Below are 15,033 nucleotides of genomic sequence, written 5' to 3' on the forward strand. Positions count from 1 at the left end.
CAGATCCGAAGGGCACGCACGATGGCCGAAACCCATGTCCTGTTCGTCGAGGACGACGACGTCATCCGTGAGGCCACCCAGCTCGCCCTGGAGCGGGACGGTTTCCGGGTCACGGCCATGCCCGACGGGCTCTCCGGTCTGGACGCCTTCCGGGCGCAGCGGCCGGACATCGCCCTGCTCGACGTGATGCTGCCGGGCATGGACGGGGTCAGCCTCTGCCGCCGGATCCGCGACGAGTCGACCGTGCCGGTGATCATGCTGTCGGCGCGCGCCGACTCGATCGACGTCGTCCTCGGCCTGGAGGCCGGGGCCGACGACTACGTCACCAAGCCCTTCGACGGCTCCGTGCTCATGGCCCGTATCCGGGCCGTGCTGCGCCGCTTCGGGCACGCGGGCGGCCCCGGCGCCGGTGAGCGCGGGGAGGAGGGGCCGGACGGCGGCGGGCTCCTCGCCTTCGGCGATCTGGAGGTCGACACCGACGGCATGGAGGTCCGCAAGGGCGGGACGCAGGTCGCGCTGACGCCGACCGAGATGCGGCTGCTCCTGGAGTTCTCGTCCGCGCCGGGCACCGTGCTGTCCCGGGACAAGCTCCTGGAGCGGGTCTGGGACTACGGCTGGGGCGGTGACACCCGGGTCGTCGACGTCCATGTGCAGCGGCTGCGCGCCAAGATCGGCCAGGACAGGATCGAGACGGTCCGCGGCTTCGGCTACAAGCTCAAGAGCTAGGGCACGTACCGGTGAAGCTGCTCCCCCTCCGGACCGGGGTCCGCTGGAAGATCGCCGTCGCCATCGCGGCGGTCGGCGCGCTGATCGCGGTCACCCTCAGCATCGTCGTGCACAACGCCGCCCGTATCTCGATGCTCGACAACGCGCGCGAGGTGCAGATGGAGCGCCTGCTCTTCGCGCAGCGGATGTACGAGACGTCGAAGCCCAAGGAACCGCGCTTCGGCACGAAGATCAACGACCCGTCGCTGCCCGCCCAGCTCGACCATCTGATGCGGGACAAGCGGCGGGGTACGTACGTGCAGGAGCACCGGCACGGCGGGCCGCCCGACGTATGGGCGGCCGTGCCGCTCGCCAACGGTGACGTGCTCTCGCTGCACATCCCCTTCGCCGACCGCAGCGCGACGATCATGAACGATCTGGACCGGGCCCTCGTCATCGGCTCGGTCTCGGTGGTCTTCGGCGGCTGCGCGCTCGGCGTGCTCATCGGCGGCCAGCTCTCCCGGCGGCTGCGGAAGGCCGCCGTCGCGGCCGGCCGGGTCGCCCAGGGGAACACGGACGTACGGGTCAGGGACGCCGTAGGCGGGGTCGTACGGGACGAGACCGACGACCTCGCGTGGGCGGTCGACGCCCTGACCGACGCCCTGAACGAGCGGATCGAGGCCGAGCGGCGGGTCACCGCGGACATCGCACACGAGCTCCGCACCCCGGTGACCGGGCTGCTCACGGCGGCCGAGCTGCTGCCGCCGGGCCGTCCGACCGAGCTGGTACGGGACCGGGCGCAGGCGATGCGGACGCTGGTCGAGGACGTTCTGGAGGTGGCCCGGCTCGACAGCGCGTCGGAGCGGGCGGAGCTCCAGGAGATCGCGCTCGGCGAGTTCGTGGAGCGACGGGTGCGGGCCCTCGACCCGGAGGTGGTCGTCCGGGTCGTCCACGACTCCTGGGTGAACACCGACCCTCGGCGCCTGGAGCGCGTCCTGGGCAATCTGCTCGCGAACGCCGCCAAGCACGGCAAGCCGCCGGTGGAGGTCACCGTCGAGGGCCGCGTCGTCCGCGTCCGCGACCACGGTCCCGGTTTCCCCGAGGCGCTGCTCAAGGAGGGCCCGAGCCGGTTCCGTACGGGGACGAGCGACCGCGCGGGCCAGGGCCACGGCCTGGGCCTGACGATCGCGGCCGGCCAGGCGCGGGTCCTGGGCGCCCGGCTGACCTTCCGGAACGTGGCCTCCGAGGCGGCACCGAACGGTGTGGGCGGGGCGATCGCGGTGCTGTGGCTGCCGGACCACGCGCCGACGAACACGGGCAGTTTCCCGATCCTGCGGCCGGCCGACTGAGCGTTCCCGGTGGTACGGCGGTGGGGCCGGGTCCTGAAACAGGACCCGGCCCCACCGCCGTACACGCACCTCACGAGATGAGGTGATCAGACCGTCTCGGCGACCTTCACTCCGTCGTCGCCGCGGCGTCCTTCGGGCCCGTCGCAGGACCGGCGCCGCGGAGCGCCACCTCCTTGACGAAGAAGGCGAGGACCAGGCCGAGGACGGAGACCGCGGCGGCGACCACGAAGGCGCCGTGGGTGCCCGTGGAGACCGCGTGCTGGTAGGCCTCACGGAGCGCCGCCGGCAGCTTGGCCAGGCTGGCCGCGTCGAGCTGGGCCGTCCGCTCGGTGAGCCCGGACCCGCCGCGCGACGCCATCTCGTCCTGGACGCGGCTCGTGAACAGCGCGCCCATGATCGCGACGCCGAAGGAGGAGCCGAGCGTCCGGAAGAGGGTGGTGGAGGACGAGGCGACGCCCATGTCCTTCATCTCGACGCTGTTCTGGGCGACCAGCATGGTGATCTGCATGAGGAAGCCCATGCCGGCGCCGAGGATCGCCATGTAGATCCCGGAGGTCAGCCGCGAGGTGTCGGTGTCCATCGTCGAGAGCAGGAAGAGACCGACCGTCATGAGGGCGCCGCCCACGATCGGGAAGATCTTGTACTTGCCGGTGCTGGTGGTGAACCGGCCGACGACCAGCGAGATGACCATCATCGCCAGCAGCATCGGCAGGAGCAGCAGTCCGGAGTTGGTCGCCGAGGCGCCCTGGACGGACTGCTGGAAGATCGGCAGGTAGAGGACCGCGCCGAACATCACGAAGCCGGTGATGAAGCCGATCAGGGACATCACGGTGAAGTTGCGGCTGCGGAAGATGTGCAGCGGCATGATCGGGTCGCTCGCGCGGGTCTCCACCCGGAGGAAGGCGGCGAGCGAGAGGGCTCCGCCGACCGCGAGGCCGACGATGGTGGCCGAACCCCAGGCGTACTCCGTGCCGCCCCAGGTGGTGACCAGGACGATCGCGGTGATGCCGACGGTCAGGAGCGCGGCGCCGAGGAAGTCGATCCGGGTGCCCGTGGCGCGCTGCTTCTTCGGCAGGTGCAGGACGGTGGTGACCATGGCGAGCGCGACGATGCCGAGCGGCAGGTTGATGTAGAAGGACCAGCGCCAGCCCCAGTGGTCGGTGATGGTGCCGCCGACCAGCGGTCCGCCGATCATGGCGAGGGCCATCACGCCGGCCATCATGCCCTGGTACTTGCCGCGCTCGCGGGGCGGGATGAGGTCGCCGATGATCGCCATCACGCCGACCATGAGGCCGCCGGCGCCGAGGCCCTGGATCGTCCGGAAGCCGATGAGCTGGCCCATGTCCTGGGCCATGCCGCTGAGCGCCGAGCCGATCAGGAAGATCACGATCGAGGTGAGGAAGACGCCCTTGCGGCCGAACATGTCGCCGACCTTGCCCCAGAGGGGGGTCGAGGCGGCGGTGGCCAGGGTGTAGGCGGTGACGACCCAGGAGAGGTGCTCGAGGCCGCCGAGCTCGCCGACGATCGTCGGCATCGCGGTGCCGATGATCATGTTGTCCAGCATCGCGAGGAGCATGGCGATCATCAGGGCGAGAAGGACGACGCGAACGCTGCGTGGCTGCGGCTCCGATTCCCCCTGCGTCGGTTTCGCTGTCATTTGTTGCGTCGTCATGTCAGTCCCTTACTTGCCGCCCGGCTAGTTACTACACTGGGGACCGTAGACCCGTAACTTGCCGGTCGTCAAGTAAGTTCTTTGGAAAGTGGAGGGCAGTCATGGCCCGAGGCAACACCCGCCAGCGCATCCAGGACGTGGCCCTGGATCTCTTCGCGGAGCAGGGGTACGAGAAGACCTCCCTGCGCGAGATCGCGGAACGCCTCGACGTCACCAAAGCGGCCCTCTACTACCACTTCAAGACCAAGGAAGACATCCTCGTCGGGATCTTCGAGGACCTGACCCGGCCCATGGACGAGCTGATCGCCTGGGCCCAGGAGCAGCCCCGAACCCTGGAGACCCGGCAGGAGGTGCTGCGCCGCTACCAGGTGGCACTGCGCGCGGCGGCCCCGCTCTTCCGCTTCATGCAGGAGAACCAGGCGACGGTCCGCGAGCTGAGCGTCGGCCTCACCTTCAAGGAACGCATGATGTCGCTGACCGGCCTGATCCGGGAGCCGGACTTCGCGATGGTGGACCAGGTGCGCTGCGTCAGCGCGATCTTCACCCTGCACGCGGGCGCGTTCTTCATGCAGAACATCGAGGGCGACCCCGAGGAGAAGCACAGGGCCACCCTCGAGGTCGCCCTCGATCTGCTCAATCAGGCCCACGGGGCCTCGTAGAGCGTCGTATGCAGTTGGACCCGCCGGCTCAGGCCGCTCAGATGGAGACGCCGTGGGACCGCAGGAAGGCGGCCGGGTTCACGGCGGAGCCGTAGTTCGGGGTCGTACGGATCTCGAAGTGCAGGTGGGGACCGGAGGAGTTGCCGGTGTTGCCCGAGAGGGCGATCTGCTGACCGGCCAGGACCTTCTGACCCGGGTACACCTTGATCTTCGACAGGTGGGCGTACTGCGAGTACGTGCCGTTGGCGTGCTTGACGACGATCGCGTTGCCGTACGCGGGGCCGTCGCCGCCGCCGTTCGGGCCGGCCTTCACGACGGTGCCGGTGCCCGCGGCCTTGACCGGGGTGCCGACCGGGACGGCGAAGTCCTGGCCGGAGTGCTTGTGGGCCCACATGGCGCCGCCCTGGTTGTAGCTGGCGCTCAGCGTGTACGCGGAGACCGGCTTGACCCAGGACGGGGCCTTCTTGGCGGCGACGGGCTTCACAGCGGCGGCCTTCTTGACCGCGGCGGCCTGCTTGGCGGCCGTGACCTTCGCAGCCGTCGCCTTCGCGGCGGCGGCCTTCACCTGGGCGGCGACGTGCGCCTGGGCGTCGGCCTGGGCGGCGACGGCGGCGGACGCGGTGACCGCGACCGGGGCGGTGACGGCCTTGCCCTCGGCGGCGAAGGCGGACCCAGCTCCGGTCACCATCGTCGCTCCCAGGCCGGCGGCGGCAAGAGCGACGACGGTGACACGGGCGGCGGGGTTCATGCGCTTCGACATACGGGGGAAACCTCCGGGAAGTACGGGACCCGACGCGAACGGTGCTCTGCGTCGGGCTTGCTCATCCTTGGTAACCCGGACCCCCATCCAGCCCAAAACACCCCATCTACGACATCAGGTCGTAGCGATCTCCGGGGGAGTTCGGCTCTTGACGGCCCCGGAGGCCGCCTTCGAAATCGGACATACCGGCACAAGAGAACCGGTTTATCCGCATGTCACGGAGAGCCGAACCGTGCAAAACACCGTCTGGCGTCCGGTTCGGGACCCCGCGGGACCAAAGTCCTGGCGGTTCGCTCCTGAACGTCCCGAATCAACACCAAAGGTCGCCACTATTCCGGTTAGTACCCCTCAAAACCCCTGTGCGCCTTGTCACCAGGCACCGGCCGCCAATGGGACCTGGGTCACGCGACCGAGCCGCCCGGAAGGCCGTCCCGCACTACGCCGACGGCTTCGAGGACCCGCAGGGGGACACACCGGGAACCGGCACTCACCGGCGCTGAGAACCTCGCTCCCGCGGTCGAGATCCGCACATGAGCTGACCGCCCTCCCCCTCCCCCGATACGTTCACCGTCATGACCGACATCGAGCTCGCCGACGCCATCGAGTCCGTACGCGACCAGCTCGTCGACGCCGCCACCCGAGCCACCGGAAAGCCCGTCGTCTTCGAGGTGGGCGATATCGCGATGGAGTTCACGATCGAGCTCCGCAAGGAGGTGAAGGGCGGGACCAAGGTCAAGGCCTGGGTCGTCGAGGCCGGCGCCGACGCCGCCCGCACCCGGGGCGAGACCCACCGCGTCAGCTTCACCCTCAAGCCGCGGAACGCCACGACGAACGGACCCTGGCTGGTGGGGAACGAGGATGCCGGGGACACCTCCGGCTTCGGAGACACCTCCGATTTCGGCGGCATCTCCGACTCCACCGGCGGGCCCGCACGTTGACGATCTCGATACCGAGCCCCTCCGTGCGGCTCCCCGTCGTCGTCCACTCCGAGCAGCACGGACAGCAGGGCAGCGGTGTCCTGCTCACCGCGGACACCGTCCTCACCTGCGCCCATGTGCTGGGGACCGCCTACACGGCCTGGGTGTCCGTGCCCGGCCGCGCCGAGCGCGTCCTCTGCCAGGTGATCTGGTCGGACCAGCGGCTCGACGCCGCACTTCTCGAGGCCCCGGAGAGCCTGGTACGCCCCCGTGGCGACCAGTACCGGGCGAAGATCAGTCTGCTCGCCACCGACCGGCCCCTGCCCGACTGCGAGATCCTCGGCTACCCCCGTGTGCAGCGGAACGAGAACGGGCGGCTTGAGAGCGATCAGTACCGGGGCACCGTCCTCCCCCTCGCCGGCCTCGTCCGCCGCACGATGGTCGTCGAGCTCGACGCGCCCCCGGCCACCGAACCCGCCGACGGAAGCTCGCCCCTCGCCGGGCTGTCGGGTGGGCCCGTCGTCGTCGGCGACGGGCTGCTCGGCATCGTCCGGGAGATCCCGCGCGGCCGCGGCCACCGGCGGGTCGAGTGCGTGCCCCTGCGCGCCATCGCCGCCGACGCCGACTTCCTCGTCGCGTTCACCCAGGCCACCGGCCGGGGCTTCCCCTCGCTCACCGCCCTCACCCGCCACAGCTCGGCCGACTCCCCCTACGAGCAGGAGTACGGGGAGGCCGTCGGCGCCGCCTACCGCCGGACGCGGGTCTTCGGCCTCGACGAACTCGGCAGGCGCGCGGCCGAGTGGGACCTGGACACCGCCTACCTCTCGCTGGAGGCCGCGTCGCAGGAGCTCGACACGGCTCCCGTCCCCCAACGCATCGACGAACTCCTCGCCTCCCGCCCCCGCGTCCTCCTCCGGGGCGACGCCGGTGCCGGCAAGACCACCCTGGTCTGGTGGCTCGCCGCCCACGCGGCCGCCGGCACCCTCGGTCCCCAACTCGCCGAGCTCAACGGCCTCGTCCCCTTCGTCGTCCCGCTCCGGACCCTCCGGGCCCACGGCTCGGGCTTCCCCTCACCGGCCGAGCTCCCCGGCATCGCGGGCCTGATGGTCGACTCCCCGCCCGACGGCTGGGCCGGCCGGGTCCTGTCCGGCGGACGGGCGCTGCTCCTCGTCGACGGTCTCGACGAGGTGCCCCAGGAGAACCGGGAGGCCGCGCGCGCCTGGCTCTCGGGGCTCCTCGCCCGTTTCCCCCGGACCCGCTGTGTGGCGACCGTGCGGCCGCTCGCCGTGGAGCCGGAGTGGCTGGCCGCCGAGGGCTTCGAGGAGCTGACGCTCCTGCCCATGCGGGACCAGGACATCCAGGCCTTCGTCACCGCCTGGCACGACGCCGCCCGCCTCGACGGTGAGGATCCGGAGGCCCTGACGAGCCTCGAACAGGACCTGCTCCAGCAGTTCCTGAACAACCCGACGCTCTCCGACCTGGCCCGTACCCCGCTCCTCTGCGCGGTCATCTGCGCGCTCCACCGGTTACGGGAGGGCTTCCTGCCGGAGACCCGCTGGGCGCTGTACGACTCCGCCCTGCAGATGCTCCTCGGCACCCGCGACGACCGGCGCCGGATCGACGCCCCCGACGGCATCCGGATGTCGGTGGAGGAACACCAGCAGCTCCTCCAACGGCTAGCGGCCTGGCTGGTCCGGGGCGGCCAGACGGAATTCACCCGCGAGCAGGCCCTGCACCGGCTGAACCGCACGCTGCCGGGGATGCCACGGGTCGCCGATCAGGGGACGCCCGAAGAGATCCTCACCCACCTCCTCAACCGCAGCGGCCTGCTCCAGGAGCGGACGGACGACGTCTTCCAGTTCGCGCACCGCACGTTCCAGGACTTCCTCGCGGCGAAGGAGTTCGTGGAGGACGACCTCGTACCGGAGCTCCTGCGCCACGCGCGGGAGGAGCAGTGGCACGACGTCCTCCTGCTCGCGGCCGGCCACTGCTCGCGCCGCGAGCTGCCCGTCCTCGTCGAGGGGCTGCTCACGGCGGGCTCGGCCGAGCGGGACTGGGACCTGAAGGCCACCTTGTACGTGCTTGCGACGCTGGGCGCCCAGCACGCGGCGTGGCTGTCCGAGCCCCTGCACCGCCGCATCCGGGATGCCGTGGCATCGGTACTGCCGCCGCGGACCTCCGAGCAGGTGCAGCAGCTGGCCAGGCTCGGCCCGTACGTCCTGCCCCTGCTGCCCGGCCCGCACAAGGACGGACGGTTCGACGAGCACGTGATCGAGGTGATCTGCACGGTCGGCGGTGCGGAAGCCGTCCCGTACGCCCGCGGTTTCGTGGGCTCGCAGTTCGCCTACCGGCTGGCCTTCCGCTGGCGTTCCTTTCCCCTCGCCACCTACGCCCGCGAGATCCTGGCCCGCCTCGACCTCGCCACCACGCCCCTGCCGGTCTCGACCCGGGCGGAACTCGCCCACCTGGACCTGCTCGGCCGCGTCGCGCACGTGGGCTTCTTCGGCGACTTCACCGGCGAGGATCTCGCCCGGGCCATCGCCTGTGCGCGCCCCCACCGGGTCGAGATCTTCAGCAACACCGTTCTGGACGGCGTGGAGTGGCTCCGGGACTGCGCCGTGACGCCCCGGAGTCTGACCCTCAGGGACTGCCCCGGCGTGACCGGTCTGCTCCCGCTCACCGAGCTGGAGGGCCTTGAGGTGATCCAGCTCCAGGATCTGTCCCTGCGGCCCGACGACGTGCGCGCCCTCGCCGCCATGCCGGGGCTGCGGATCCTCAGCCTCCCGAGCGCCCCGGCCGCCCCGGCCGGCCCGGCCGGCCCGGCCGATGTGCTCGACCTGGCGGCCCTGCGGGCGGCGCGGCCCGACCTGGACCTCCGTACCGCCTGAGGCACGCACGGACCTCCGTACCGCCGAGGCACGCACAAAGGGGCGGCCCCGGAACCGATCAGGTTCCGGGGCCGCCCCTTGTGCTCAGGCGCTACGCCTTACGCGTCCTTCGACAGGTTCGGGCCCGTGCCGCCCGTCGCCTCGATCGGCGGGGCGTCCGGCAGAGCCGTCTTCTCCTCGCCGCGGAAGGTGAAGGTGCGCTCGTCACCCTCGCCCTCCGTGTCCACGACCACGATGTGACCGGGGCGCAGCTCGCCGAAGAGGATCTTCTCCGACAGCGAGTCCTCGATCTCGCGCTGGATCGTCCGGCGCAGCGGCCGGGCGCCCATCACGGGGTCGTAGCCCTTCTTGGCGAGCAGTTCCTTCGCGGCCTGGGAGAGCTCGATGCCCATGTCCCGGTCCTTGAGGCGCTCGTCGACGCGGCCGATCATCAGGTCGACGATCTGGAGGATGTCGTCCTGGGTCAGCTGCGGGAAGACGATGATGTCGTCCACACGGTTGAGGAACTCCGGACGGAAGTGCTGCTTCAGCTCGTCGCTGACCTTCGCCTTCATCCGCTCGTAGTTGGACTTCGTGTCGCCCTGGGCGGCGAAGCCCAGGTTGAAGCCCTTCGAGATGTCCCTGGTCCCGAGGTTGGTGGTCATGATGATGACCGTGTTCTTGAAGTCCACGACCCGGCCCTGGGAGTCGGTCAGGCGACCGTCCTCCAGGATCTGGAGAAGGGAATTGAAGATATCGGGGTGGGCCTTCTCGACCTCGTCGAAGAGGACGACGGAGAACGGCTTGCGGCGCACCTTCTCGGTGAGCTGGCCGCCCTCTTCGTAGCCGACGTATCCGGGCGGCGAACCGAAGAGGCGGGAAACCGTGTGCTTCTCGCTGAACTCCGACATGTCGAGGGAGATCATCGCGTCCTCGTCGCCGAAGAGGAATTCGGCGAGCGCCTTCGAAAGCTCGGTCTTACCGACACCGGACGGACCGGCGAAGATGAACGAGCCACCGGGGCGCTTCGGGTCCTTCAGACCGGCACGCGTACGGCGGATGGCCCGCGAGAGGCCGATGACGGCGTCCTTCTGCCCGATGACGCGCTTGTGGAGCTCGTCCTCCATGCGGAGCAGGCGGCTGGACTCCTCCTCGGTCAGCTTGAAGACCGGGATGCCGGTGGCCGTCGCGAGGACCTCGGCGATCAGATCGCCGTCGACCTCGGCCACGACGTCCATGTCGCCGGCCTTCCACTCCTTCTCGCGCTTGGCCTTCGCGGCGAGGAGCTGCTTCTCCTTGTCGCGGAGCGAGGCGGCCTTCTCGAAGTCCTGCGAGTCGATCGCGGACTCCTTGTCGCGGCGGACGCCGGCGATCTTCTCGTCGAACTCGCGGAGGTCCGGCGGCGCGGTCATCCGGCGGATGCGCATCCGGGAGCCGGCCTCGTCGATCAGGTCGATCGCCTTGTCCGGGAGGAAGCGGTCCGAGATGTACCGGTCGGCCAGGGTCGCGGCCTGGACGAGGGCCTCGTCGGTGATGGAGACCCGGTGGTGGGCCTCGTACCGGTCGCGCAGACCCTTGAGGATCTCGATGGTGTGCGGCAGCGACGGCTCGGCGACCTGGATGGGCTGGAAGCGGCGCTCGAGGGCCGCGTCCTTCTCCAGGTACTTCCGGTACTCGTCCAGCGTGGTCGCACCGATGGTCTGGAGCTCACCACGGGCCAGCATCGGCTTGAGGATGCTGGCGGCGTCGATCGCGCCCTCGGCGGCACCCGCACCCACGAGGGTGTGGAGCTCGTCGATGAACAGGATGATGTCGCCGCGGGTGCGGATCTCCTTGAGGACCTTCTTCAGGCGCTCCTCGAAGTCACCGCGGTAGCGGGAGCCGGCGACCAGCGCGCCGAGGTCGAGGGTGTAGAGGTGCTTGTCCTTGAGGGTCTCGGGCACCTCGCCCTTGACGATGGCCTGCGCCAGGCCCTCGACGACGGCGGTCTTGCCGACGCCGGGCTCGCCGATGAGGACCGGGTTGTTCTTGGTGCGGCGGGACAGCACCTGCATGACCCGCTCGATCTCCTTCTCGCGCCCGATGACCGGGTCGAGCTTGGACTCGCGGGCCGCCTGGGTGAGGTTGCGACCGAACTGGTCCAGGACCAGGGACGTCGAGGGGGTGCCCTCGGCAGGACCGCCGGCGGTGGCGGCTTCCTTGCCCTGGTAGCCGGAGAGCAGCTGGATGACCTGCTGCCGCACCCGGTTGAGGTCGGCGCCCAGCTTCACGAGGACCTGGGCGGCGACGCCCTCGCCCTCGCGGATCAGGCCGAGCAGGATGTGCTCGGTGCCGATGTAGTTGTGGCCGAGCTGGAGGGCCTCACGGAGCGAGAGCTCCAGGACCTTCTTGGCGCGAGGAGTGAAGGGGATGTGCCCGGACGGGGCCTGCTGCCCCTGCCCGATGATCTCCTCCACCTGCTGGCGGACCGCCTCGAGCGAAATCCCGAGGCTCTCCAGGGCCTTAGCGGCGACACCCTCACCCTCGTGGATAAGGCCCAGAAGGATGTGCTCGGTGCCGATGTAGTTGTGGTTGAGCATCCGGGCTTCTTCCTGAGCCAGGACGACAACCCGCCGCGCGCGGTCGGTGAACCTCTCGAACATCGTTAATCGCTCCTCAGAGCGGTCAGTCAGTTAGGGGTCGATCCCCTCCCTGTCCTTCCGCAGCTTAGTCCCGCAAGCGGGGACCGCTCATTCCAACTGCCGACATCCGTCCGGATCACCCCCTTGTCCGTGGGGAGACCTGCTGCCGAACAGCCGACAAATGCTCCAACCCGATGGTGCGAGACGATGTTCCCGCAGGCCAAGTAGTTACCCGCGCCATCAGTACGCCGATGGCGAACGTGAGACGCCGAAGCCCGCGAGTCGCCCCTCTCCACTAGGAATGTCTTACCCGTAAGGACTGACACTCCATGCGGAGTACCCCGGTTCCCTCCGCTACCAGCGAACACCCTTGCGCTGCCGAATGCACTCGTAGGCCCCATCACGGACACCTTGCGCGTCCGGAGGGGGACCGTGCGTCACCGGAGAGTGGCCGACGCGCCCTCTCGGGCGTAACCAACGTGCCCCTCCGGGAGTTCCCCGGGCATGGCCTTCACCGTCCCGCTTCCCCGTACGCCGATCGACGGCGGCCTCGCGCGGTGGTACGAGCACGAGCTCGGCTGGGCGACGGTGGCCGGCCCGCCGGTGCAGCTGGTCACGGGGCTGCGTTTCGACGTCCTGGAGCTGCCCGCGGCGGCCGGCCGCGGTGTGCTGCGCAGGATGGGCCCGGCGACGGGTCCGGTGGCCCTGGTGGGGCGCCGGATGCGGTTGCTCGTGGCCGCGGGGAGCGCGGAGGAGCTACCGGGCCTGCTCGACTGGCTCGAGTGGGGCGGGATCTCGCTGGATCTCGCCGTGCTGGGCGCCGACGGCCGGATGACCGCGCCCCTTCCCCCGGGGCGGGGCGGATCCGGCACGCCGGGTGCCGCCGAGTGGCTGCGGGCCCCGGCACCGGGCCGCGAGGTCGAGTCCTCGCTGCCGGCACTGCGGTCCGCGCCGTGGGGCGATGGGACCGCCCCGTGCTTGGTGCGTCTCGTGGCCGCCGCCGCCGCGGAGTGCCACCGGGTGCGGCTGCTGAGTGCCCGGGCCCGGGGGCCGGCGGCTCAGCAGCTGTCGCCTCAGCGGTTCGCGTCCTCGTAGGCAGCCTTGATGTCGGCGGGAACGCGACCGCGGTCGTTCACGTTCATGCCGTTCTCCTTGGCCCACGCACGAATCTTCGCGGTGTCCTGGCTGCCCGTCGCCACGGCGCGGCCCTTGCCGCGTCCACCGGTGGTGCGGCCACCGGTACGACGGCCACTCGTGGTGTACGGCTCGAGCAGGCCACGGAGCTTTTCCGCGTTGGCGGTGGTGAGGTCGATCTCGTAGGTCTTGCCGTCCAGCGCGAACGTCACGGTCTCGTCCGCCTCGACGCCGTCGAGGTCGTCGACAAGAAGGACCTGAACCTTCTGTGCCACCGGATTTCCTTTCATCGAAAATGCAGTACGCGGAAAGGAAACCGCTTTTCCCGGAAAAACACAAACCCCTGGCAGAGGTTCAGAAGCCCGGCAACGCGGGAAACGTGCGCGATTCGGACATAGGGTTCCGTGTTGGTTCCGTGTTGGTTCCGTACGGCTTCCCTGTGGGTTCCCCGTACGGTTCCGCCCGGCGTTCAGCGGGGTTCCGCCTCACAGGTGCAGAAGCATCCGGCTGTTGCCCAAGGTGTTCGGCTTCACTCGTTCGAGACCGAGGAACTCGGCGACTCCCTCGTCATAGGAACGCAGGAGCTCGCTGTAGACATCTCCGTCGACCGGGGTCTCGCCGATCTCGACGAAGCCGCGCTTCGCGAAGAAGTCGACTTCGAAGGTCAGGCAGAATACGCGGCGCACCCCGAGCCATCGGGCGGTGTGCAACAACTTGTCCAGCACCTGATGTCCGATGCCGGCGCCCTTGAAGTCGGGATCGACGGCGAGAGTACGGACTTCCGCGAGGTCTTCCCACATGACGTGGAGAGCGCCGCAGCCGACGACGGTCGCGTCCTCGTCGCGTTCCGCGACCCAGAACTCCTGGATGGACTCGTAAAGGGTGACGGTCGCCTTGTCGAGCAGGATCCCGCGCTGAACGAACGGGTCGACGAGTCGGCGGACCGCGGCGACATCTTCGGTGCGGGCCCTGCGTACGGTGACGGCTTTGGCGGAGGCCGCGGAGGCGGCCGGGGAAGCGGACGGCGACATGGGGGGACGCTATCGCTCCTGGGGCCCGGTTCCTTCGGCGCCCTCCTCGGGCGGCGCGGGAAGCGGGTTGTCGCGCTGGACGATACGGATGGCGTCGTTCAGGGCCTCGCGCTGGTCCTGCGACATCATGCCGAAGAAGGCGACGAGGGCGGCGGCCGGGTTGTCGCTCTGGGCCCATGCCTCGTTCATCAGCGCGGCCGCGTATGCGGCGCGGGTGGAGACCGCCGTATATCGATAGGCGCGGCCTTCGACTTCCCTGCGGACCCAGCCCTTCTGATGGAGATTGTCCATGACGGTCATGACGGTGGTGTAGGCGATGGACCGTTCCTGCTGAAGGTCCTCGAGAACTTCCCGGACGGTCACCGGACGGTTCCATTGCCAGACGCGCGTCATGACGGCGTCTTCGAGCTCTCCCAAAGGACGGGGCACAACGCCACTTTAGTGCGCAAACCACCAATAACGGGCCATTGACGGAAGGAAACGCAACAAAAAGGACGTGCAACCTCGAAGGGTCGCACGTCCCGGGTGATGCGGCAGCCCGTGAGGGCTTCAGTGGGCGGCGGTGCCGTCCGCCTGGCGCGCGGCCTCCGCGCGGGCGAGTGCGGCGTCCACGATCGCGTCTTCCTTGGCCTTGTTCGGGCCGCCCTGGGTCTTGATGATGATGGCGACGATGCCGGAGAAGAACACGGCCATCACGACGGGGGGCAGGAGCGCGGATACGTAGTCCATGGCGACCAGACTAGCTATCCGGCGACGCGCTCTTCCGGCGGGGGCGGGGGTACGGGCCTCCGGCGTGGCGGGAAGACCTCGGACGGCTTGGGCACCGGGCGCTCGGCCGGGGCGGGCGGCGTCGGCTTGGGCTCGTCGGCCGCCGCACGCCCGCCGGGGAGGGCGAGCAGCCGGACCCTGGGGGTGGCGGCCGCGGGGGTGGTGGTGGCCTGGGAGACGCGGGCCAGGCGCGCGCGTACGGAGCGTTCGGCGAGGATCCGGCAGCGGGCGAGCAGCGCGGCGGCCGCGGGGTTGCGGCGCAGCGCGCGCAGGGCGGCGAGGTCGTCGGCCGCGGGATCGTACCCGGCGGCGAGCGCGTCCTTGAGGAGCTCCAGGTAGCCGCTGAGCGACCCGGGCAGTGCCTCGCGGTAGCGGGCCAGGTCGTCGAGGAGGAAGGCGCGCAGCCGGCCTGCCTCGCGCACGGCCTCGTCCACGGATTCGGCCAGGCGCAGCGCGTCCTGGACGTCCTCGTCCTGGAGGGGGGCGGGGTGGAGGGCGACGGCGAGGGCACGGCGGAGCACACGCAGCTCGTCCGCGCTGAACGCCATGC

14 protein-coding genes are annotated in these 15,033 nt (G+C 70.1%); 6 read left to right on the top strand and 8 right to left on the bottom strand.

Annotated features, from left to right (window positions below):
- Positions 1-21 precede the first annotated feature (21 nt).
- Both cseB and cseC read left to right on the top strand, forming a co-directional pair.
- The gene (gene cseB, locus OG462_RS20155) at positions 22-726 is read left to right on the top strand and encodes a two-component system response regulator CseB (protein WP_406059428.1); all 705 of its coding nucleotides are present in this window, start codon (positions 22-24) and stop codon (positions 724-726) included.
- An 11-nt stretch (positions 727-737) separates the two neighbouring features.
- The gene (cseC, locus tag OG462_RS20160) at positions 738-2,054 is read left to right on the top strand and encodes a two-component system sensor histidine kinase CseC (RefSeq protein ID WP_406059430.1); all 1,317 of its coding nucleotides are present in this window, start codon (positions 738-740) and stop codon (positions 2,052-2,054) included.
- Between the two features lie 106 nt (positions 2,055-2,160).
- Here the strand turns inward: cseC and OG462_RS20165 are convergent, their stop codons facing one another.
- Positions 2,161-3,711, bottom strand: a complete 1,551-nt coding sequence (locus tag OG462_RS20165) for an MDR family MFS transporter (protein ID WP_406059432.1) — start codon at positions 3,709-3,711, stop codon at positions 2,161-2,163.
- Between the two features lie 116 nt (positions 3,712-3,827).
- Here OG462_RS20165 and OG462_RS20170 point away from each other — a divergent pair, with 116 nt between their 5' ends.
- The gene (locus tag OG462_RS20170) at positions 3,828-4,385 is read left to right on the top strand and encodes a TetR/AcrR family transcriptional regulator (protein ID WP_406059434.1); all 558 of its coding nucleotides are present in this window, start codon (positions 3,828-3,830) and stop codon (positions 4,383-4,385) included.
- A 37-nt stretch (positions 4,386-4,422) separates the two neighbouring features.
- Here the strand turns inward: OG462_RS20170 and OG462_RS20175 are convergent, their stop codons facing one another.
- The gene (locus OG462_RS20175) at positions 4,423-5,145 is read right to left on the bottom strand and encodes a M23 family metallopeptidase (RefSeq protein ID WP_406059435.1); all 723 of its coding nucleotides are present in this window, start codon (positions 5,143-5,145) and stop codon (positions 4,423-4,425) included.
- Between the two features lie 572 nt (positions 5,146-5,717).
- On the opposite strand from OG462_RS20175, the gene OG462_RS20180 reads away from it, so the two are divergent.
- Positions 5,718-6,083, top strand: a complete 366-nt coding sequence (locus OG462_RS20180) for a trypco2 family protein (RefSeq protein WP_406059437.1) — start codon at positions 5,718-5,720, stop codon at positions 6,081-6,083.
- Between the two features lie 23 nt (positions 6,084-6,106).
- Positions 6,107-8,950 carry an NACHT domain-containing protein gene (locus OG462_RS20185; protein WP_406059439.1) on the top strand — a complete coding sequence of 948 codons (2,844 nt, stop codon included), beginning with the start codon at positions 6,107-6,109 and terminating at the stop codon, positions 8,948-8,950.
- 98 nt (positions 8,951-9,048) lie between these two features.
- Here the strand turns inward: OG462_RS20185 and OG462_RS20190 are convergent, their stop codons facing one another.
- Positions 9,049-11,571: an ATP-dependent Clp protease ATP-binding subunit gene (locus OG462_RS20190; RefSeq protein ID WP_328944046.1), complete on the bottom strand. Its 2,523-nt coding sequence runs from the start codon at positions 11,569-11,571 to the stop codon at positions 9,049-9,051.
- Between the two features lie 483 nt (positions 11,572-12,054).
- Here OG462_RS20190 and OG462_RS20195 point away from each other — a divergent pair, with 483 nt between their 5' ends.
- Positions 12,055-12,645, top strand: a complete 591-nt coding sequence (locus OG462_RS20195) for an SCO3374 family protein (RefSeq protein WP_406059442.1) — start codon at positions 12,055-12,057, stop codon at positions 12,643-12,645.
- Here the strand turns inward: OG462_RS20195 and OG462_RS20200 are convergent.
- The 5 genes from OG462_RS20200 to OG462_RS20220 form a co-directional block, all read right to left on the bottom strand.
- The gene (locus tag OG462_RS20200; RefSeq protein ID WP_030324199.1) at positions 12,624-12,959 is read right to left on the bottom strand and encodes an Lsr2 family protein; all 336 of its coding nucleotides are present in this window, start codon (positions 12,957-12,959) and stop codon (positions 12,624-12,626) included. The genes OG462_RS20195 and OG462_RS20200 overlap by 22 nt on opposite strands.
- A 210-nt stretch (positions 12,960-13,169) precedes the next feature.
- Positions 13,170-13,715, bottom strand: coding sequence for an amino-acid N-acetyltransferase (locus tag OG462_RS20205; RefSeq protein WP_406059443.1), 546 nt, complete (start codon positions 13,713-13,715; stop codon positions 13,170-13,172).
- A gap of 9 nt (positions 13,716-13,724) precedes the next feature.
- Positions 13,725-14,144, bottom strand: a complete 420-nt coding sequence (locus OG462_RS20210) for a BlaI/MecI/CopY family transcriptional regulator (protein ID WP_406059445.1) — start codon at positions 14,142-14,144, stop codon at positions 13,725-13,727.
- Between the two features lie 120 nt (positions 14,145-14,264).
- Positions 14,265-14,444, bottom strand: a complete 180-nt coding sequence (locus OG462_RS20215) for a hypothetical protein (protein WP_406059447.1) — start codon at positions 14,442-14,444, stop codon at positions 14,265-14,267.
- A 14-nt stretch (positions 14,445-14,458) separates the two neighbouring features.
- Positions 14,459-15,031, bottom strand: a complete 573-nt coding sequence (locus OG462_RS20220) for a hypothetical protein (RefSeq protein ID WP_406066625.1) — start codon at positions 15,029-15,031, stop codon at positions 14,459-14,461.
- Between the last annotated feature and the right edge of the window lie 2 nt (positions 15,032-15,033).

The organism is Streptomyces sp. NBC_01077 (assembly GCF_045162855.1).
GTDB lineage: Bacteria > Actinomycetota > Actinomycetes > Streptomycetales > Streptomycetaceae > Streptomyces.